Genomic DNA, 19,934 nt, shown 5'->3' on the forward strand with positions numbered 1-19,934 from the left:
CCGAGGCCGTACAAGCGGTGGAGCCGCCGGATCAGTAGCGGTAGTGGTCCGGCTTGTAGGGGCCCTCGATGTCCACGCCGATGTACTCGGCCTGGGCCTTGGTGAGCTCGGTCAGCTTGACGCCGAGCGCGTCGAGGTGCAGGCGCGCGACCTTCTCGTCCAGGTGCTTGGGCAGGACGTAGACGCCGATCGGGTACTGCTCGGTCTTGGTGAACAGCTCGATCTGCGCGATCACCTGGTTGGTGAAGGAGTTCGACATCACGAAGCTCGGGTGGCCGGTGGCGCAGCCGAGGTTCATCAGGCGGCCCTCGGCGAGCACGATGATGGCGTGCCCGTCGGGGAACGTCCAGGTGTGGACCTGCGGCTTGACCTCGGTCTTCACGATGCCCGGCACGCGCGCGAGGCCGGCAATGTCGATCTCGTTGTCGAAGTGGCCGATGTTGGAGACGATCGCGTTGTGCTTCATCCGGCTCATGTGGTCGGCCGTGATGATGTCGAAGTTGCCGGTGGTCGTCACGAAGATGTCCGCGATGCCGACGACGTCCTCCAGGATGGTGACCTGGAAGCCGTCCATGGCCGCCTGCAGGGCGCAGATCGGGTCGATCTCGGTGATGATCACGCGGGCGCCCTGACCGCGCAGCGCGTCGGCGCAGCCCTTGCCCACGTCGCCATAGCCGCACACCACGGCCACCTTGCCGCCGATCAGGACGTCGGTGGCGCGGTTCAGGCCGTCGATCACGCTGTGGCGGCAGCCGTACTTGTTGTCGAACTTCGACTTGGTGACCGAGTCGTTGACGTTGATGGCCGGGAACAGCAGCGTGCCGCTCTTGAACATCTCGTACAGGCGGTGGACGCCGGTGGTGGTCTCCTCGGTGACGCCCTTGATGCCCTGCGCCACGGTTGTCCAGCGGCCCTCGGGGGTCACCGTGCGGCGGAGCAGGTCGAGGATGATCTTCCACTCTTCGGGGTCGCCCTCGGCGGCCGTCGGGACGGCGCCGGCCTTCTCGTACTCGGCGCCCTTGTGGACGAGCAGGGTGGCGTCGCCGCCGTCGTCGAGGATCATGTTGGGGCCACCGCCGCCGGGCCAGCTCAGGGCCTGCTCGGTGCACCACCAGTACTCTTCCAGCGTCTCGCCCTTCCAGGCGAAGACGGGCACGCCCTTGGGGTCGTCCACGGTGCCATCGGGGCCGACCACGGCGGCGGCGGCGGCGTGGTCCTGGGTGGAGAAGATGTTGCAGCTCACCCACCGGACGTCCGCGCCGAGGGCCACCAGCGTCTCGATCAGCACAGCGGTCTGGATGGTCATGTGCAGCGAGCCCATGATCTTCGCACCGGCCAGCGGACGCGACTCGGCGTACTCGCGGCGGACCGCCATGAGGCCGGGCATCTCGTGCTCGGCGAGCTGGATCTCCCTGCGGCCGAAGTCGGCGAGCGCAAGGTCGGCGACCTTGAAGTCCATCGTGTGTTCCCCTCAACCCGGATCATTGCTTCTCTGCGAGTGTAAGAGTCGGTCAGCCCCCAATGCATCCCCAGAACTGCGAAACTGACAAAAGAATGTAAGACTTCTCTCTATGCGAATCACGGAGGCGGCGAAACGCCTGGGTATGTCTCCCCGGATGCTCCGCTACCGGGAGGCCCTCGGGCTGCTGCCCGCCACGCGGAACAAGGGATCCCACCGGCGGTTCGGGCCCGACGAGCTCGCCGCCGTCACGCAGGCGATGGAGCTGGAGCGGCGCTTCGACGTCTCCCCCGCCGAGCTGGCCTTCGGCCTGCGCGTCCTCAGCGAGCCCGCCGTCGCCCAGGCCGTCCGTGAACTGGGGTTGCGCATCGGCCGCATCCACGCCCCGCGCCGCGCCCTGGACTTCGAGAAGGAGAAGGCCCTGCGGCTCCTGCGCCCTCAGGGACGCTGACCCGCGGGCCCGGTTCGGGCGGCGACGGCCTGCCGGAGCCGTGGCCGTCCGCGGAGGGCACCGACCGGGCGGACGTCCATGCCGGCCCGGCGCCGGGTCGAACCCGTTTCCCCGCGGAGTCGATCGCGTTGAAAGGCGTCAGGAGCGGTCGGCGGGGGCGGGCTCGGAGGACCTGGCCGCGCCGGGAGCGCCGTTCTCGGCGGCCCTGTCCGCGCGGTACAGATCGGGCTCCAGGTAGATGACCCTGGCGATCGGCACGGCCTCGCGGATGCGCCGCTCGGCCTCGTCGATGCCCTTGGCGACCTCGGCCGCCGTGTCGTCGTGATCCACCGCGATCTTCGCCGCGACCAGCAGTTCCTCGGGGCCGAGGTGCAGCGTGCGCAGGTGGATGACCCGGGTTACCCGGTCGCTCGACTCCAGCGCGTCGCAGATCTTCCGCTCGGCCTCCGGCGCCGCGCTCTCGCCGATGAGCAGGGACTTGGTCTCGATCGCGAGGATCACCGCGATGATCGCCAGCAGGATGCCGATCATGAGCGTACCGACGCCGTCCCAGACGCCGTCGCCGGTGACGACGGCCATCGCCACGCCGAACAGCGCGAAGACCAGGCCGAGCAGCGCTCCGAAGTCTTCGAGCAGCACGACGGGAAGCTCGGGGGCCTTGGCGCGGCGGATGAACGCGAACCAGGACTCCCGGCCCTTGACCTCGGAGGACTCCTTGATCGCGGTGCGGAACGAGAACCCCTCGGCAATGATCGCGAAGATGAGGACGCCGAAGGCCCAGCCGGGCGCCTCGACGTCGTGCGGGTGCATGATCTTCTCGACGCCCTCGTAGAGCGAGAACACCGCGCCGATCGTGAACAGCACGACCGCGACCACGAAGGCGTAGAAGTAGCGCTCGCGGCCGTACCCGAACGGGTGCTTGCGGTTCTCGCGCTTCCTCGACTGCCGGCCGCCGAGCAGCAGCAGGGCCTGGTTGCCCGAGTCCGCGACCGAGTGCACCGACTCGGCGAGCATCGAGGAGGAACCCGTGAACAGGAACGCCACGAACTTCGCCACCGCGATCGCCAGGTTCGCCCCCAGCGCCGCGATGATCGCCTTACTACCGCCGCTCGCGCTCACCCGCTGTGTCCATCCATCCGTCCGGCTGACCTTCCATAACCGCCAAAGCGGTCACGGCAGATCTTATTGGGAAATTCTCGACTTGAGTTCGACGATGGCGCTCACCGGTGCCGGATCGATGCCGAACCCGAGGGCCAGATACACGCTTCCATAGTCGGCCAGGCCGACCAGCGACGCCAGCCGTTCCAGAGGATGCGCGCCCTCGGCGGTGATCTCGCTGACCGGAACGCCCCGATCGCGCGCGATACGTACGGAGTTCACCCGGCGCTTGCCGACCTGGGGATGCTCGTCGAGATCGCGCAGGACGAACAGCCGCAGCGTGGGCGACGACGAGTCGCCGAAGATGTCGCGCTCGGCCAGAGGACCGTCGAGCGCCTCGATCTGGTCGTGGTTGGCCTCCGGGATCTCACCCCAGATGGCCGGATACTTCGCGTTCACGTTGAGCTGGGACGCCAGCCGGCGCGCGGCCGCCGTGGTGATCGGCGACGTGCCCCAGATCATCGGAATCGTGCCCGCCAGCTCCATGGCCAGCGTCTTGCCGGGGTTGATGAACGACTCGCTCGACGGCCGGCAGCGGTGCGCGATGTCCTCCAGGCGCGTGGCCGCGGCCTCGACCGCGTCCTGGCCGATGTCGGCCAGCCTGAGCGCCGACGCCATCGCCAGCAGCGGCATCGTCGTGCCCCACAGGTTCGCCCGCGGACCGCCCACGGCCCCCGCGACCGGCACGATCGGCAGGTGCAGCCCGGACGACTGCTCGGCGATCGCCGCCAGCGGCGAGCCCGGACGGCCGACGGTGACCAGGCGGCTGCCGCGTCGCACGGCCTCCAGGGCCAGCGCGGTCGTCTCCTCGGTCGCCCCCGAGGACGACACCGCGACCACCAGGTCGGCGGCCCCCACCCAGCCCGGCAGCCGGTAGGACCGCACGGTGACGATCGGGATCGGGACCCCGCCGCCGCACACGGCCGCGAGCATGTCGCCCGCGAGGGCCGAGCCGCCCATGCCCGCGACGACCAGCGCCCTCGGCCGCCCCTCGGCGGACAGCCTGGCCACGCCGGCCTCCAGCGCCGCCCGGTGCGAGGTGCGCACCTGCGCGCCGGACGTCGCCACCGAGGGCAGCATGCCCTCCGGGTCGCCCTCGGTCAGGAAGGCGACGTCATCCAGCCGTTCGGGCTCGAACGAGCTCACGCCTTGCGCGCCTCGTCGACCAGCAGCACCGGGATGTCGTCCCGGACGGGGTAGATCAGCCCGCAGGTCTGCGAACCGCACGCCAGCTCGTCGGTGTCGGGCACGACGTTGAGCGCCGACCTGCAGTTCGGGCAGGCCAGGATGTCGAGCAGCCAGTCGTCGATCTTCACGGTCAACTCCTCACGGCGGCGAGGACCTCGTCACGGACCGCCGCCATCTGCTTCTCGCCCGACGCCTCGGCGTTCAGACGGAGAAGCGGCTCTGTGTTGGACGGACGAAGATTGAACCACCAACCCGGCCCCGAGACGGTGAGTCCGTCGAGATCGTCCATCTCGACGCCCTCACGGCCCGCGTAGGCGTCGCGGACCCGGGCGACGACGGCGGACTGGTCGCCCACGGTGCTGTTGATCTCGCCGGAGGCGGCGTAGCGGGAGTAGCGGGCGAGCATGTCCGACAGCGGGACGTCCCGCTCGCCGAGGGCCGCGAGCAGGTGCAGCGCCGCCAGCATGCCCGAGTCGGCGAACCAGAAGTCGCGGAAGTAGTAGTGGGCGGAGTGCTCGCCTCCGAAGACCGCGCCCGTGCGGGCCATCTCGGCCTTGATGTACGAATGCCCCACGCGGGTGCGGACCGGGACGCCGCCGTGCTCGGCGATGATCTCGGGGACGGCCCGGGAGGTGATCAGATTGTGGACCACCCGCGCGCCGGGATGCTTGGCCAGCTCCCGCACCGCGACCAGCGCGGTGATCGCCGAGGGCGAGACCGACTCGCCGCGCTCGTCGACCACCCAGCAGCGGTCGGCGTCGCCGTCGAAGGCAAGGCCGAGGTCTGCGCCCTTGTCGAGGACGGTCTTCTGTAGGTCGCGCAGATTGTCCGGCTCCAGCGGGTTGGCCTCGTGGTTGGGGAACTCGCCGTCCAGCTCGAAGAAGAGCGGGATCAGCTCGACGGGAAGGCCCGCGAACACCGAGGGGGCGGTGTGGCCGGCCATGCCGTTGCCGGCGTCCACCACGACCCTGAGCGGCCTGATGCCCGACAGGTCGACGAGACCGCGCAGGTGGGCGGCGTACCCGTCGAGCAGGTCACGCCGGACCACCGTGCCGGCGCCCGAACCGGACACGCCCGTGGCGAGCAGCTCGGCCGCGCGGTCGCGGATGTTCGTGAGGCCCGTCTCGGCGCTCACCGGGACCGCGCCGGCGCGGCACATCTTCATCCCGTTGTAGCGGGCGGGATTGTGACTGGCCGTAAACATCACGCCCGGTAACCCCAGGCTTCCGCTGGCGTAGTAGAGCAGGTCGGTGGAGCCGAGCCCGGCGTCGACCACGTCGGCGCCCCTGCCGGTGGCCCCCCGGGTGAAGGCGGCGGCGAGCGGGCCGGACGAGGCGCGCATGTCGCGGGCGACGACCACGGAGCCGGCGCCAAGGACCTCGACGAAGGCGGCGCCGACGGCCTCGGCCGTGCGCTCGTCCAGCTCGCCGGGCACAACGCCGCGGACGTCGTACGCCTTGAAGATCTTGGCCAGGTCGCCCACAGCCGCTCCGCCCCTAGTCACGTCTTTTCGGATCGAGCCTACTGCGTTCTGTCAGGGTGCCTGACGAACCCGCGGACGGAGCCGCCCGCCTTCCCCGGCGCGCCCCGGGCGGCGAAGTGTCCTTTCGGGACAAGGACACGGCCGACCTCGGTGAACCTTTCGGAAAACCGGGCAAAGCCCCGGATCGGACGTAGTACACGATCTCGGACCATCGCCCCCCGCCCGGCCGACGATCCGGCGTTCACCCCGCAAGACCCCGCATTTCGGACAGAACCCCACCGGTTCGCGGCGTCCCGTCAGCGCTCGCGGTTCTGCTGGGCCGAGCGAAGGACCCGCAGGTGGCCGCGCCGCCCGACCTCGACCCCCTGCCCCACCGGCTCCCCCGACGAGGGCGCGGGCCTCGCGGCCTCGCGCACGGCGTTGGCCAGGGCCTCCAGGTCGTCCGTGCTCGGCTGGCCCGCCTCCGACGGCAGCCGCACGACCTCCCACCCACGCGGGGCCGTCAGCCGCTCCGCGTGGTCCGCGCACAGGTCGTAGCAGTGTGGTTCGACGTACGTCGCAAGCGGGCCGAGCACCGCGGTGGAGTCGGCGTAGACGTACGTGAGTGTGAAGACGGCAGGCTGCCTGCAGGCGGTACGGGAACAGCTGCGGACGGGGCTCACGGAGGGACCGTATCCGGTCCGCGTTGACATTGCCACCACCCGGCACCTCTTAACGAGCGTGTCGCCACAATTCGGACACTTGCCTTCCATTTACGGCCCCTATGACCTGTGTTTATGGCCGTACCTATGGCCGCGCCTCCGGCACGGCGGGTTCTGGGCGCACTTTAGGCGGCGTTCTTCCGCCCTCACACGCGAGGGATCGTTCCTCACCCTCGCGCGTGAGGACTCCAGAACACCGCCGCGCCCCGAACCTGCCTATGGCTGAGCCTCCGGCACGGCGTGTTCGGGGTGGGCCGGAGGGCTGGACGGGATCATGGAGGGCGGTGGCAGGAGGGGCGTACTTACCCGGGCACGATCTAGGCTTGCTGTGTGAGTTCGGCCCCTGGCGGGAAGCCCCGCCCTAACGGTCCGCGGCGGCGGGACCGGCATGGCCGCGGTATGCGCGGTCCGCTGGCCCCGTCGAACGTGCCGATCGCCCGCGCCCGCAGCGAGCGCTTCGACGACTTCGTGCTGGACGCGGTCGACCGGCTCAAGCCGAAGTGGGGCGGGCAGCTCTCGGCGGTCGAGTTCGCCGTCGAGGAGGTCCCGCCCTCCGACGAACTGCTCGACGGGCCCGGCAGGCTCTCCTCCGACCCGATCCCCTTCGGCCGCGCCCAACCGGCCGCGGGCGGCTCCCCGGCCGTCGTCGTGGTCTACCGCCGTCCCCTGGAGGCCAGGGCGCGCGACCGCGACACGCTGGGCGCGCTCGTGCACGACGTGGTGGTCGAGCAGGTCGCCAACCTTCTGGGCCTGTCCCCCGAGACCGTCGACCCCGGCTACGACGACCGCCACTAGGCCGCCGCCGTCACAGCGGCGCCGCGCCGACGCGTGTTCAGCGCTGTCTAGCCAGGAACCTCGGGTGTTCACACCCGAGAGGAACGGTTTCCCTGCTTGTGGTTTCGGTGTTGCTCTCGGTGATGCAGTGACGGGATTGAACGCACCCGGTTCGCTGGGGAACGGCTCTCCGATCCGTTATCGGCACTGCGACACGCGGCATGGCTTGCCATGCCGGGCAGTGAGTCACGCTGCCGTACGCGGCCCGGACCGTCGACGCCATCGACGGCGAGGAGCTGCAAGCTCGGTCGTTCACGACCGAGAAGCTGACGGGAGGACGACGTCCGTCGACTCGGCGATCGGCGGCACCACGGCGGAGGTCCGGGCGAGGGCCAGCGGCTGGGTGGTCAGGTACAGGCCGTCGGGGGCCCGCTCGTCCAGCACGCGCCCGCCGTACACCGGGCCCGAGCCGGGCAGCGGCAGCACGACCACGCTGTAGTCGCCCCGCCCGCCGGGGGCCGCCAGCTTGACCTCCTTGGTGCGGGACGCCGGGATGTCGACCTCCACGGGCGCGGGCGCGGCCCCCTTCACGGGCAGCGTCTGCACGCGCACCTTCCCGGCGGCGCCCGGGGCCGAGAGGATCAGCCGCGAGGAGATCTTCTTTCCGGCGCGGTTGTCGGCGACCACGCTGCCGATGTCGATGGGCGGCGCGCCCGCGCTGAACGCGACGTCCTGCTTGCTGCCGGTGCCGGTCGCCATCACGCCCGCCACGATCGGCACGTCCGCGCTCAGCACGATCGCCGCCGGCTGGCCGCCGATGCCGGTGGACAGGTCGAGCGACGCGGTGGACCCGGCGGGCACGTCCAGCGTCTCGCGGTTCTTCATGGCGTAGAAGCCGTCGGCGGTGAGCGCCTTCACCCGCACGACGGTGTCGCGCTCGCCCGGCGCCGTGACGTAGAGCTCCCGCAGCCCGCCGCCGCCGGGGATGCCCGGGACGACGATGCTCTTGGCGGGCGCGGCCGCGGCGGGCAGCCAGTCGACCCCCTTGCCCGCGCCGAGCGCGGCCCGCGCGGACGCCGCCACCCGGCCGCTGATGGTGCGCACCTCGACGGCCATGATCAGCGGCGAGGGCGCGAGGTCGCGCATCCGGATCGCGCGGTGTTCGCCGGGTTTGAGCACCACGCCGTTGCCGGATTCGCCCACGACGGGCCCCTCGCCGGCGTAGACGAGCACGGTGACGACGGCCTGCGCGGCGTCGGCGTTCGTCAGGTAGAGCGTGACGTCGGCCGTGGAGGGCCCCGGGCCGACGAACCAGGCGCTCGCGCCCGGCTCGGCGCACCGTACCGAGGCCAGCCCGCGCGCCGCGCCGTCGGTCACCCGGCTGGTCTGCGCGGCCTCCAGCCCGGCCGCCATCGCGCCGGTGCCCGAGATCTGCAGCGGCGCCGCCTTGGCGGGCACCTCCTGTTGCCAGAGCGCGCCGGGCCGGTCGAGCACGGCCCTGGCCCTGCCGTCGCCCGCGGCGTCCAGGCCCTGCGGGTCCACCGTGTTCTTGGAGACCTCCGCGACGGTGGCCCGTCCCGTGCCCTGGCCTCCGGGCGGGGTGACGGCGCTCACGCGCGCACCCCCGGGGTCGGGGCAGACGGCGGTGACGGACTCGACGGCGACCCTGCCGGGGACGGCGGCGGGCGCGGCGACGGCGGCCGGACGGGTCACGAAGGCGACGCCGAACAGCGCGGCCAGCGCCACGAGGACCAGCGCGAGGAACGTGAACCGGTTCTCGATCAGCCCACGGCCGCCGCCCGGTGCCGTACCGCCGTCGGCGCCCGCGGACGCACGCCCGCCGCCCCGGCCTCGCCGTGATCCCTCCGCCCGGCGGGTGTCCGCTTGAGCCTGCCGCCCTGCCTTGGCGTCGGCCCGCCTGGACCCGGCGCGCCTGCCTCCGGCCCGGCCCGGGACGGTCGCGCCGTCCGGCGGGCCGCCGATGGTCTCGCCGTCGATCGCCCGGCCCGTGCGTCCGTAGCGCGACTCCGAATCCGCGCCCGGCGCGTCCTCCTGGGCGGGCGTCGGCCTCAGCCCCGCGAAGGGCTCGGGCACGCCTCCCCACGGCGGCGTCGCCCCACCATGACCGGCACCGTCCCACGGCGGCGTCGCCCCACCCGGGCCGGTGCCGTCCGGTCGCTGGTTCGGGTCCCTCGGTGGCTGCCACTGGGTCACGGGACCAGCACCCCCTCGGGCTCGCGTTCCACGGGCGCCTCCGCGTAGTCCTCCGCGACCTCGGTGCCGCGCGAGCCGGGCGAGGCGAACACGAGCACGAGGGCGACGAGCCCGAGCTGGGCCCACAGCCACACGTCGTGCCAGAACGATTCGTGGTGGATCGTCACGCGACCGCCCACGGCCGGCACGTCGTAGCCCTGTGCCCACCCGTCGACGGTGCGCCCGGCGAGCGTGGTGCCGCCCGCCGTGGCCGTCCACCCCCCGGCGGGCTCGGCCAGGACGAGCGTGCGCCCGGCGGGGCCCGCGGGGACGGTCGCCGTCACGCCGCCGCCCGGTGCCTCGGCCGCCGCGACGGGCGTGCGCCGCCCGTCCTGGCCGAGCAGGTAGGCGCGCCCGAGGGGCCGGGTCATGTTCCACAACCCTCCGTCGGCGGACAGGTTGACCCGCGTGAGCGCCGGGTCGGAGTCCAGTGCCCGACGCACGGCCTCGTCGACCGGGGCGGGCACGGCCACGAAGCGGACGCCGTAGGAGGCGAGTGTGAGCGCGTCGTCGCCGCCCCGGCCGGACACCACCCCGGCCACGATGTCGGTGAGCCGGGCGCGCATCTGGGCGGACACCGGCAGGTCGGTCTCGCCGAGCAGGGGCGAGCGGCCGCGCAGCGCGGTGAAGCCGATGCGCCCGCCGGGCTCGGAGCGGATGACGATGGTCGTCTCGGCGGCGTCGCCGGGGGTGGTGCTCGCGGCGGCGAAGTCGCTGACGACGGCGGGAACCCCGCGCTTGAGCGGCCCGGTCACGCCGTCCTTGACCCACAGCCCCGCGACCAGCAGCGGCGTCGCGGACGCCACGATGACGACGAAGGCGGCGGCGACGCGGCGCAGGCCGCCCGTCCTGCCGAACTCCAGGACGTGGTGCCCGGTGAGGGCGGCCGCGGCGATCAGGCCGGTGGCCGCGAAGGCGAGCGGCACGCCCGGCCAGGCGGCGGCCCCCTCGACCGGGACGCGCGCGACGACGATCGCGACCAGGACGCCGAACAGGGCGACGCCCCAGCCGACGATGACGACCATCTTGTGCCGCCGGAACAGGAGGGCGGCGAGCGCGGCGGTGATCAGGCCGCCGGTCGCCCACACGGGCGGCACGCCGGGCCCGCCCGGGCTGAGCAGCAGCAACGCGTCGGCGGGCAGGCGGGGGTCGGCGAGGCCCGGCCGGTGCAGCCCGGCCTCCAGCAGGATGCGCCCGGGGTGGGAGGCGATCTGCGCCAGCCACGGGAACAGCAGAAGGATCGGGACGGCCATCGCGATGCCGAGCGAGAGCCCGACGCCGCGCCGTACGCCGCCGAAGGACACGGCGGCGAGCCCGGCGAGCAGCGCGACCAGCACGTACACCAGCGGCGCGAACGCGGTGCCGACGGCCAGCAGCAGCCCGAGCGCCCAGGCGGCGCGGCGGGCCACGCGACGCTCGGCGGTGAGGACCCGTGAGGCGAGCGCGGCGTACGCCGGGAGCAGGACGAAGACCACGGCGGTGCCCAGCCGTCCGCCCGCGACGGCCCCGGTGGCGACCGGCAGCAGCGCGTACGAGGCGGCGAGCCAGACGCGGGCGAGCGGGAACGAGATCATCGACCGGGTGGCGATGTAGGCCGAGACGCCGGCCAGGGGCACGCAGCCGAGCAGCAGCACCGAGACGGCCAGCCATGTCTTGCCGAAGAAGAGCGCCGACAGGGCGGCCACGATCGCGACGTACGGCGGGGGCCAGCCGTCGGAGCCGAGCCCGGCGGCGTGGTAGCCGGAGGTGTAGAAGTGCCAGAGGTCGGAGGCGCCGCCGACGACGGGGACGAGCGCACCGCCGCCGAGCAGGCCGCCGGTCAGCAGTGAGCGCTCGGCGACCGCGGTGACCGCGATCAGCGCGAGGCACAGCAGGACGCCCGGGTTGCCGAAGACGCGCTGCATCAGCCCGGCGTCGGTCAGAAGCTCGTCGCCCTCGTCCTCCTTGGAGTCGGAGATGACGGCGTGGTGGCGGCCCGCCGAGTCGATGGGCCCGGACCCGGACAGGTAGCCCTGAACCATGTCGGCGAGCCGCCGCACGGCCATGCTCGACGGCGTGAACAGCCGTTTGACGTCTGGATAGCCCTGTTTTCGCCCCTTCTTGCGTGCTTTCCGCGCCTTCATGAGGCGGAGCGGATGGGCGAGCACGGAGACGAGCGCGACGATCTCGTCCAGCGCGTTGGCCGGCTGTTTGGCGAGCAGCAGCAGGAGCGTGCGGAACAGGGAGACGACGGTGTTGCGCAGCAGCGACCACACCAGCGAGCGGAACGGCAGGTTCGCCATGATCACGAACATGGCGTTGCGCCGGTCGAGCCTGCGCGGGTGGTCGGTGCTCGCGGTGACGCGGCGGCGGCGGCGCGCGGCGGCCTCGGCGTGCCAGGCGACGGCGGCGGTGACGTTGAGGACGTGGTGCCCGGCGGAGGTCGCGCGCCAGCACAGGTCGAGGTCGTCACGGAAGAGCGGCAGCGCCGGGTCCAGGCCGCCTAGGGCCTCCCAGACGTCGCGGCGGATCAGCATGCCGGCCGTGGAGACCGACAGCACCTGTTTCACGCCGTCGTGCTGGCCCTGGTCGTACTCGCGGGGCTCCAGGCCGGTGTCGCGGCGGCCCGAGCGGTCGACGGTGACTCCCGCTTCGAGCAGGAGGCGGCGGTCGAGCCAGTCGCGCAGTTTCGGGCCGAGGATGGCGGCCTTCTCGTCCTGCGCCGCGGCCCACAGCAGGGCCTCCAAAGCGTGGCGGTCGGGCACGCAGTCGTCGTGGAGCAGCCAGATCCACTCGTCGGCGCCCGCCCGGGGCAGGCGTTCCAGCACCGCCGCGACGGCCTCGCCGAAGCTCGTCGAGCGGGGCAGGGACATCACGCCGTTGGCGCCGAACGCCTCGGTGAGCAGCCGCCCGCTGCCGTCACGGCTGCCGTTGTCGACGCCGACGAGCCGGTCGAGGGGCCGCGACTGCCGCAGCACACCCTGCAGCGTCTCCTTCAGCCAGCGGGCGCCATCGTGGGCGACGACGATCGCGGTGACGGAGGCGCGCTGCGGGTGCACGGAGGTGGTGTCCTTGCTGGCTCGTGTGGCTTGCGCCGATCACGATACGGCACCCCGGGCATGACCGGTCCGCCACTCCGCCAAACCGGCAGGAGGCCCGTCCGCGGCGGCGCGGGTGGCACGGTCCAGGGATGGCGGGAAGCGGCGGGGCCGCGTCACGTGCCGCCGATCGGCCCCCTCACCGGCGTCAGGTCGTGGCCCCCCTGGCCGTGACCCTCCGCCGTGACCATGATCGTCGTGCACATCGGCGCAGCACTTCTGCAGTAGTAGTAACCCTCAGCCGGCCTCGCGCTTGATGCGGCGACGCTCGCGCTCGGACAATCCTCCCCAGATGCCGAACCTCTCGTCGTGCTGGAGCGCGTATTCCAGGCACTCGGCCCGGACCTCGCAGGACCGGCAGACCTTCTTCGCCTCGCGGGTCGAACCACCCTTCTCCGGAAAAAACGCCTCCGGGTCCGTCTGCGCGCACAGTGCGCGCTCTTGCCATCCCAGCTCTTCCGCGCCGAGCATCTGTGCCATGACCAGGTCGGTCACTGCACACCTCCTGCTGATCGCCCGCCCGCCCCGCAACGGAGCCCCCCTTTTTGAACACCTTCCTCAATACCCAGCGAGTGAAAGGTGTAACAACACAGTTGTAATTACACGCGTGTGCCGCGTGTGGCGTCAAGCAGCAGGACAGTATCCGGGGAAAGGCGGGCTCCGCCCCGGTACGCGGGCCTCGGCGGATATGCGGACTCACGCGCATATGCCGCCCGGCGTGCGGGGATCCCCTGCGGTCTCGAGTGATCCCCGATCTTCAATCGCTCAGCGGTCGGAACCGTACCAAGGCGACCCCTGGTCCACACCCGACCCGGCTTGATCTCTACCGGCGCTTTCCTCGGGCCTTGCCGAACGGTCCGGAGTGTAGATCGCCGTGGGGGCGATCGCCTCGTCCGTACGACCCTGGTTCATGCCCGGCGGCATCGGCGCGTTCAGCGGGTCGTTGTGGTACGCCGCCTTCGCGTCGACCCGGACGGTCCTCTCCGCGGGCGGGCCCTCCCAGGCCGGCTGGTACGCCTGGTCCTGGGGCGCCACGTACGGCCGAGACTCCCCGGCGGGACGGGCGTACCCGGTGGTGTCGGCGGCCGTCTGCGGGTGGCCGAACGGGCTGGTGCCGTAGGAGCCGTAGTCGGGCGTCCTGACCGGGTGCGTCCCGGTGCCCGGGTAGTCCGCGGACTCCGGCGTCGCGCTCTGCGCCTGCTGGTAGCTCTGGGCCTGCTGGTAGGCCTGGCGGAGCTGCTGCTGGCGCGGGTCCGCCCCCTCCGCGTACAGCGGGGACGGGTCGGGCGCGCGCCCGTAGTCGGAGGAGGAGTAGCCGCCATAGGAGGGCGCCGCGTCCAGCGGGCTGGTCTGCGGCCCCGTCGGGGTGTAGGACGCGGGGGCGTCCAGCGGGCTGACCTGCGGGGCGGTCTGGCCGTACCCCTGGTCGAGCGGGCTGACCTGCGGAGCGGTCTGACCATACCCCGGGTCCAGCGGGCTCGGCTGCCCGTACCCCGGCCCCGGGTCCTGCTGCGGGCCGGTCTGACCGTACGCCGATCCCTGGTCCTGCGGGGTCTGACCGTAGGTCTTGTCGATCGGGTTGGTCTGCGGCCCGGTCTGACCGTACGACGGGTCGAGCGGGCTCACCTGCGGACCCGTGCGTCCGAACGCGCCGGCTTGCTGGGAGGTGGCCTGGTCGGCGGAGGTCGGGGCGGAGAGCGGCTGGGAAGGCAGGGCCTGGCGGGCGCCGGTCGTGAAGGCGTCGGCGTTGTTGAACTCTCCGCCGCCCGAGGGCGCGTACGGGGAGGCGGCCTGCGGGGCGTACGACCCGCTCGCGTGCGACGGCGCCGAGGACGGGTCGTACACCGACGCGGCCGGCTGTCCGAACGCCCCGGTGCTCGGGGGCTGCTGCGCGTCCGGCTGCGGGGTGAAGGACTTCTCCTGCCTGATCGTCGGGGTGTAGGTGTCCAGCGGCTGGGAGTGCTGAGGCGCGTACGGGTCGCTTTGGGGCGCGTACGAGTCGCCGGCCGGCTCGCCCGCGGGGGCGTACGACGGCTGGGGCTGCTCGCCGAAGCGGGGCTCGGCGTGCGGCGCGAAGGACTGCTCCGCCTGCGGCGCGTAGGAATGGTCGGCCTGCGGTGCATAGGAGTGGTCGGCCTGCGGGGCGAACTGCTGCTCGGGCCTCGGGGCGAACCGCTGGTCGCCGGGGTGGCCGGGGTACGGCTGCTCGGCCGGGTGCTGCTGCTCGCCCGCCGGGGCCGGGGGCTGCTCGGCCTGGGCGGCGTACTGCGGCTGGTAGGGGTCGGGCGCGCCGTGCCGGGGCTGGGACTCGGCGGGCCGCCCCTCGGGGCCGGGGCCTTGCTGCGGAGCGTGGGGACCGGGCGGCAGCGCGGGCAGCGCGGAGGCGACGGCGGGCGCGGAGACCGGGGCGCTCCCGGCGGGCGCGGAGGCGGGGGCGTTCCCGGGCGCGCCGGCGAAGCCGTTCTGGGGCGGCGGGCCGTAGGACGGCTGCCCGGCGGGGCCGTAGGCGTTGTCCCCCTGGGGGCCGTGCGGGCCGTTCGGCGGAACGAAGTTCTCTCCCTGAGGGCCCTGCGGCGGGACGAACCCGCCCGTTCCGGGCTGACCGGCGAAGCCGGGCTGGGGGGCGTACTCGCCGGGACGCGCGCCGAAGGCCTCCTGGCGGGGACGCGCGGCGGAGGGCGCGGCGGCCGGAACGATGGAGAGCAGGTACACCGCGCCCACGGCGGCGAGCGCCAGGGCGGGCAGGCCGCTCACCAGGTTGCCCAGCAGGCCGGACCCGCCGACGAGGGCGCCGACGAGGGCCAACAGGCCGAGCAGCGTGGCGAGGGCCAGCGCGGCGGCGGCGATCAGGTTGACCAGGCGGGCGTGGGCGAGCGGCTCACCGAAGCGCGTGGCGAGGACGACCGCTCCGACGGCGAGCGCGACGTTGACCGGGGAGATCACCGTGTACAGCGTGAGGGCCGCCTGCGTCGCGAACGGGACGCCGCCGGTGCCGACGACCAGGTTCCATGCGCCGGTCAGCACGTTGGCGCAGACCACCACGAGCATGATCCATGCCGCCGGCTCCCGTAGCCGTCCAGGCTCGACTTTGACCACAACTACCCCCCAATGGGTCCATACGGCACCTCGCAGTTTTGCACATGCGCCTAGATTCGGGGCGGCAGTCTCAAGAACCTCAATTAGCACATAAGGCACCGATCAATGCCTTTAACGCCAATCTCACCACCTATGACCTGGGCTTTCGCCGCCACCACCGACGACGCGCCCGGGCCGGGATCACGCGAGAAGACGGCAGTGGAACACTTGACAGCATGCGCATCGTGTCCCTGGCCGGTGGAATCGGCGGCGCCCGCTTTCTGCGGGGCCTGCGAGCCGCGGCCCCCGACGCCGAGATCACCGTCATCGGAAACACCGGCGACGACATCACCCTCTTCGGCCTCCGAGTGTGCCCCGACCTCGACACCGTCATGTACACCCTCGGTGGCGGCATCAACCCCGAGCAGGGCTGGGGCCGCGACGGCGAGAGCCACGTCGTCAAGTCCGAGCTCGCCGCGTACGGCGTGGAACCGCAGTGGTTCGGCCTCGGCGACAAGGACTTCGCCACCCACATCGTCCGCACGCAGATGCTGGGCGCCGGCTACCCCCTCTCGGCGGTCACCGAGGCCCTGAGCGTGCGCTGGAACCCCGGCGTCCGGCTCATCCCCATGACCGACGACCGCGCCGAGACCCACGTCGTCATCGAGGACGACCAGGGCAGGCGCGCGATCCACTTCCAGGAGTGGTGGGTGCGGCTGCGGGCCTCCGTCCCCGCCCGGCAGATCGTCCTGGTCGGCGCGGAGGACGCCAAGCCCGCGCCGGGCGTGATCGAGGCGATCCGCGACGCGGACGTCGTCGTGCTCCCGCCCTCCAACCCGGTGGTGAGCATCGGCACGATCCTCCAGATCCCCGGCATCCGCGACGCCCTTGAGCAGAAGGTCGTCGTCGGGGTCTCCCCCATCATCGGCGGCGCCCCGGTGCGCGGCATGGCCGACGCCTGCCTCACCGCGATCGGCGTCGAGACCACCGCCCAGGCGGTCCTGGAGCTGTACGGCTCGCGCCTGCTCGACGGGTGGCTGGTCGCCGAGCAGGACGCCGGCGTCGCGCTGGACGGGGTTCGCGTCCAGGCCAGGCCGCTGCTCATGACCGACCTGGACGCCACCACCGACATCGCCCGCGCCGCGCTGGAGCTCGCCCGATGACCCACCAGAATATCGAGATCCGCCCGGTACCCGGCCTGCCCGAGGTGCGTCCCGGCGACGACCTCGCCGCGCTGATCGCCGCGGCGGTCCCCGGCCTCGCCGAGGGCGACATCCTCGTCGTCACCTCCAAGATCGTGAGCAAGGCCGAGGGCCGGGTGCGGCAGGGCGCCGACCGCACCCAGGCCATCGCCGAGGAGACCGTGCGCGTCGTCGCCCGGCGCGGCGACACCGTCATCTCCCAGACCCGGCACGGCTTCGTCATGGCCGCCGCCGGGGTGGACGCCTCCAACACCGAGCCCGGCACCGTCCTTCTTCTGCCCACGGACCCCGACGCCTCGGCGCGCCGGATCCGCGCGGGCCTGCCGGTGAAGGCCGGGGTGATCCTCTCCGACACCTTCGGCCGGCCGTGGCGCAACGGGCTCACCGACGTCGCGATCGGCGCGGCCGGCGTCCGCCCGTTCGCCGACTTCCGCGGCATGTCCGACGGCTACGGCAACCCGCTGATGGCCACGCTCACCGCGCTGGTCGACGAGATCGCCGCCGCGGCCGAGCTGGTCAAGGGCAAGCTCGACGGGGTGCCGGTGGCCGTCGTCCGCGGCCTGTCCCACCTGGTGACCGACGAGGACGGTCCCGGGGTGCGCCCGCTGGTGCGGCCCGCCGACGAGGACATGTTCCGGTACGGCTCCGCCGACGTGGTGTTCGCGCGCCGGACGATCCGGGAGTTCTCCGCCGAGCCGGTGGACCCGGCGTCCGTCAGGCGGGCGGTGAACGCCGCGATCAGCGCGCCCGCCCCCCACCACACCACGCCGTGGCGCTTCGTGCTGCTGGAGTCGGCGTCCACGCGTGAGAAGCTGCTGGACGCCATGCTGGAGGCCTGGGTGCGCGACCTGCGGGCCACGGGCTTCACCGAGGAGTCGATCGCGCGCCGGGTACGACGCGGCGACGTCCTGCGCCGCGCGCCGTACCTCGTGGTGCCCTGCCTGGTGATGGACGGCTCGCACACCTACCCCGACGATCGCCGCAACACCGCCGAGCGCGAGATGTTCGTCGTCGCCATGGGGGCGGGCGTGCAGAACCTGCTGGTGCAGCTCGCTGTCGAGGGACTGGGCTCGGCGTGGGTGTCCTCGACGATGTTCTGCCGCGACGTCGTCCGCGAGGTGCTCGACATCCCGGGCACATGGGACCCGATGGGCGCCGTGGCGGTGGGCCACGCCGCCGCCCCGCCCCGCGACCGCCCACCACGCGAAGCCGCCGACTTCATCCTCACCCGCTGACCCACACTGGGCCCGTCATCCACCTGGTCACCCTCGCACCGGCTTTCACCAGCTCCGTCTCGATCGGAGAACCACACGGCGGCCAGGATGGCGGGCCAGCGGGCCGTGGGCGGCGGGTTTTCCCACGTGCGTGTGGCCAGGACGGCCGGTCGGCGGGCCGTGGGCGGCGGGTATGCCCGCGTGCGTGCGGCGAGTTCGCGCGCACGGGCGGCGGCTTCGCGCGTGCGGGCGGCGGGTTTCCCATGTGCGTGTGGCGGCCAGGACGGCCGGTCGGCGGGCCGTGGGCGGCGGGTATGCCCGCGTGCGTGCGGCGGCTTCGCGAGTACGGGCGGCGGCGGCTTCGTGCGTGCGGTGCCCACTCATGATCGCCCGGTGTGCTCCCCTCCCGCTCGTCGCAGTGCTCCTCATCCGGCGCCGGGTCGGCGAGGAGTGGTACGGCGAATCCGGCGCCTCTGTACGGTGGGTCACCCGGTGAACGCTCGTGGACGGCGCATAGGCTCTGTGGATCATGGACACCGATCACCCGCCCCTGGTGGCCGAGGCCACGGCTCGGGCCCGTGCCGAGGCGTTCCCGTACTCGTGCGACCCCGTCACCGGCCGGCTGCTCGCGGTGCTCGCGGCCCGAGTCCCCCCATCGGGTCACATCCTTGAGATCGGGACGGGGCTCGGCGTCGGCACCGCCTGGATCGTCTCCGGCCTGCTGCCCCGTACCGACGTCACTGTGATCACCGCCGAACTGGACGCCGCCCGCTCCGCGCGCGCCGCCGAGGGCGACTGGCCGCCCTTCGTGCACTTCCGCGTCGGGGAGGTGCCGCCGCTGGCGCTCGGCCCGTTCGACCTGATCTTCGCCGACGCCGCCGCGGGCAAGCATGAGGGGCTGGAGGCGACGATCGCCGCCCTCGCCCCGCGCGGGACGCTGGTGGTGGACGACATGCGGCCCATGCCCGACTGGCCGGCCGACTTCGCCGAGCGGCAGCACGGGGTCAGGCGCGCGCTGTTCGCCCATCCCGACCTGGTCGCGGCCGAGCTGTCCGACGGCTCAGGCGTGATCCTCGCCACCCGGCGCGGGTGAGGCGGGCAGCGGCCTGCGGCAGACGTAGGCCAGGCCCGGCGGGATGTTGCGCCAGACCGGGCCGGTGATCAGGACCTCCTCGAAGGCCCGGCCGAGACGCCGCCGGAACTCGTGGGCGCCGCGCAGGAGCAGCGCGGGCAGGTACGTCACCGTCGTGAACGCCCCGGCCGGGGTGAGCACCCCGCCGATCTCCTCCAGCATCCGCACCTGGCGCGGGACCGGGAACAGCGACCAGGGCAGCGTGCTGACGACCGCGTCCACCCGGCCCACCCCTGCCGAGGCGAGCAAAGCCCCGAGGTCGGCGGCGTCCCCGTACAGGACCTCCAGCCAGGGCCGGGTCCGGCGCAGGTGGTCCACCATCGCCGGGTCCACGTCGACGGCGATCTGCCGACCGCCGGGGGCGATCCTGCCCCGGATCGCCTCGCTGATCGGCCCGGTGCCCGCGCCGAGCTCCACCACGACCGGCGTCCCCGAGGAGGGGACGATCGTGGTGAGCGCCCGCGCCAGCGCGGGAGAACTCGGCGCCACGGCCCCGACGACGCGCTGCCGGCGCAGCGCCACCCCCATGAAGGCCCGCAGGTCCGCGGCACGACCACCCGTGGCCTCCAGGTCTTTCGTCTGCGTGCCGACCCGGCCCGCGCCCCCGACGTCCCGGCCCGCGCCCTCGGCGTCCCCGCCCGCGATCGTGTCCGGAAGGAGCCGCGCTGTCTCGTTCATGACCGGCAATCAGACCGCCGCAGTCGCCCGGCGCGCAGGGGGGCGGCGCCTAGTCTTGGGGGTATGGTCGGCCCTACCCCCAAGGTGGG

At 72.9% G+C, this 19,934-nt stretch carries 16 protein-coding genes; 5 read left to right on the forward strand and 11 right to left on the reverse strand.

Features of this window, described 5'->3' with window-relative positions:
• Positions 1-31: 31 nt before the first annotated feature.
• Positions 32-1,459, reverse strand: a complete 1,428-nt coding sequence (gene ahcY, locus AB0H21_RS14990) for an adenosylhomocysteinase (protein WP_358516488.1) — start codon at positions 1,457-1,459, stop codon at positions 32-34.
• Positions 1,460-1,571: 112 nt separating this feature from the next.
• Here ahcY and AB0H21_RS14995 point away from each other — a divergent pair, with 112 nt between their 5' ends.
• On the forward strand, positions 1,572-1,910 hold the full coding sequence (locus AB0H21_RS14995) for a MerR family DNA-binding transcriptional regulator (RefSeq protein ID WP_358516489.1): 339 nt from the start codon (positions 1,572-1,574) through the stop codon (positions 1,908-1,910).
• Positions 1,911-2,048: 138 nt separating this feature from the next.
• Here AB0H21_RS14995 and AB0H21_RS15000 read toward each other — a convergent pair whose 3' ends face one another.
• From AB0H21_RS15000 to AB0H21_RS15020, 5 genes are all read right to left on the reverse strand, one after another.
• A complete protein-coding gene (locus AB0H21_RS15000; protein WP_358516491.1) occupies positions 2,049-3,029 on the reverse strand; it encodes a cation diffusion facilitator family transporter in 981 nt (326 codons plus the stop codon).
• Positions 3,030-3,092: 63 nt separating this feature from the next.
• Positions 3,093-4,214: an SIS domain-containing protein gene (locus AB0H21_RS15005; RefSeq protein WP_358516492.1), complete on the reverse strand. Its 1,122-nt coding sequence runs from the start codon at positions 4,212-4,214 to the stop codon at positions 3,093-3,095.
• Positions 4,211-4,390 carry a Trm112 family protein gene (locus AB0H21_RS15010; protein WP_358516493.1) on the reverse strand — a complete coding sequence of 60 codons (180 nt, stop codon included), beginning with the start codon at positions 4,388-4,390 and terminating at the stop codon, positions 4,211-4,213. The genes AB0H21_RS15005 and AB0H21_RS15010 overlap by 4 nt, the downstream gene beginning before the upstream one ends.
• Positions 4,387-5,739 (reverse strand): phosphomannomutase/phosphoglucomutase, encoded by a 1,353-nt coding sequence (locus AB0H21_RS15015; RefSeq protein WP_358516494.1) that lies wholly within the window; start codon positions 5,737-5,739, stop codon positions 4,387-4,389. The genes AB0H21_RS15010 and AB0H21_RS15015 overlap by 4 nt, the downstream gene beginning before the upstream one ends.
• A gap of 296 nt (positions 5,740-6,035) precedes the next feature.
• Positions 6,036-6,401 carry a DUF3499 domain-containing protein gene (locus tag AB0H21_RS15020; protein WP_114031452.1) on the reverse strand — a complete coding sequence of 122 codons (366 nt, stop codon included), beginning with the start codon at positions 6,399-6,401 and terminating at the stop codon, positions 6,036-6,038.
• A 438-nt stretch (positions 6,402-6,839) separates the two neighbouring features.
• Between AB0H21_RS15020 and AB0H21_RS15025 the strand changes: the two genes are divergently transcribed.
• Positions 6,840-7,235 carry a metallopeptidase family protein gene (locus AB0H21_RS15025; protein ID WP_358516495.1) on the forward strand — a complete coding sequence of 132 codons (396 nt, stop codon included), beginning with the start codon at positions 6,840-6,842 and terminating at the stop codon, positions 7,233-7,235.
• Positions 7,236-7,526: 291 nt separating this feature from the next.
• Here AB0H21_RS15025 and AB0H21_RS15030 read toward each other — a convergent pair whose 3' ends face one another.
• The 4 genes from AB0H21_RS15030 to AB0H21_RS15045 form a co-directional block, all read right to left on the reverse strand.
• Complete coding sequence (locus tag AB0H21_RS15030) at positions 7,527-9,308, reverse strand: DUF5719 family protein (RefSeq protein WP_358516496.1); 1,782 nt, start codon at positions 9,306-9,308, stop codon at positions 7,527-7,529.
• A gap of 116 nt (positions 9,309-9,424) precedes the next feature.
• Positions 9,425-12,505: a glycosyltransferase gene (locus AB0H21_RS15035; RefSeq protein WP_358516497.1), complete on the reverse strand. Its 3,081-nt coding sequence runs from the start codon at positions 12,503-12,505 to the stop codon at positions 9,425-9,427.
• Between the two features lie 276 nt (positions 12,506-12,781).
• Complete coding sequence (locus tag AB0H21_RS15040; protein WP_184889896.1) at positions 12,782-13,024, reverse strand: WhiB family transcriptional regulator; 243 nt, start codon at positions 13,022-13,024, stop codon at positions 12,782-12,784.
• A 285-nt stretch (positions 13,025-13,309) separates the two neighbouring features.
• Positions 13,310-15,640: a hypothetical protein gene (locus AB0H21_RS15045; protein ID WP_358516499.1), complete on the reverse strand. Its 2,331-nt coding sequence runs from the start codon at positions 15,638-15,640 to the stop codon at positions 13,310-13,312.
• 215 nt (positions 15,641-15,855) lie between these two features.
• Between AB0H21_RS15045 and cofD the strand changes: the two genes are divergently transcribed.
• From cofD to AB0H21_RS15060, 3 genes are all read left to right on the forward strand, one after another.
• A complete protein-coding gene (gene cofD / locus AB0H21_RS15050) occupies positions 15,856-16,782 on the forward strand; it encodes a 2-phospho-L-lactate transferase (protein WP_358516500.1) in 927 nt (308 codons plus the stop codon).
• A complete protein-coding gene (locus AB0H21_RS15055; RefSeq protein WP_358516502.1) occupies positions 16,779-18,056 on the forward strand; it encodes a coenzyme F420-0:L-glutamate ligase in 1,278 nt (425 codons plus the stop codon). Before cofD ends, AB0H21_RS15055 begins: the two co-directional genes overlap by 4 nt.
• A 508-nt stretch (positions 18,057-18,564) precedes the next feature.
• A complete protein-coding gene (locus tag AB0H21_RS15060) occupies positions 18,565-19,128 on the forward strand; it encodes a class I SAM-dependent methyltransferase (RefSeq protein ID WP_358516503.1) in 564 nt (187 codons plus the stop codon).
• Here the strand turns inward: AB0H21_RS15060 and AB0H21_RS15065 are convergent.
• Positions 19,096-19,845 carry a methyltransferase domain-containing protein gene (locus AB0H21_RS15065; protein WP_358516505.1) on the reverse strand — a complete coding sequence of 250 codons (750 nt, stop codon included), beginning with the start codon at positions 19,843-19,845 and terminating at the stop codon, positions 19,096-19,098. The two genes, AB0H21_RS15060 and AB0H21_RS15065, sit on opposite strands and share 33 nt — an antisense overlap.
• Between the last annotated feature and the right edge of the window lie 89 nt (positions 19,846-19,934).

It is taken from the genome of Sphaerisporangium sp. NPDC051011, from assembly GCF_040653595.1.
Lineage (GTDB): Bacteria > Actinomycetota > Actinomycetes > Streptosporangiales > Streptosporangiaceae > Sphaerisporangium.

Bases quoted from the DNA above. Each gene is read 5' to 3' on its own strand.
- cofD (WP_358516500.1), top strand. From the start codon at position 15,856: ATGCGCATCGTGTCCCTGGCCGGTGGAATCGGCGGCGCCCGCTTTCTG.
- ahcY (WP_358516488.1), bottom strand. From the start codon at position 1,459: ATGGACTTCAAGGTCGCCGACCTTGCGCTCGCCGACTTCGGCCGCAGG.
- AB0H21_RS14995 (WP_358516489.1), top strand. From the start codon at position 1,572: ATGCGAATCACGGAGGCGGCGAAACGCCTGGGTATGTCTCCCCGGATG.
- AB0H21_RS15025 (WP_358516495.1), top strand. From the start codon at position 6,840: ATGCGCGGTCCGCTGGCCCCGTCGAACGTGCCGATCGCCCGCGCCCGC.
- AB0H21_RS15065 (WP_358516505.1), bottom strand. From the start codon at position 19,845: ATGAACGAGACAGCGCGGCTCCTTCCGGACACGATCGCGGGCGGGGAC.
- AB0H21_RS15040 (WP_184889896.1), bottom strand. From the start codon at position 13,024: ATGGCACAGATGCTCGGCGCGGAAGAGCTGGGATGGCAAGAGCGCGCA.
- AB0H21_RS15060 (WP_358516503.1), top strand. From the start codon at position 18,565: ATGGACACCGATCACCCGCCCCTGGTGGCCGAGGCCACGGCTCGGGCC.
- AB0H21_RS15055 (WP_358516502.1), top strand. From the start codon at position 16,779: ATGACCCACCAGAATATCGAGATCCGCCCGGTACCCGGCCTGCCCGAG.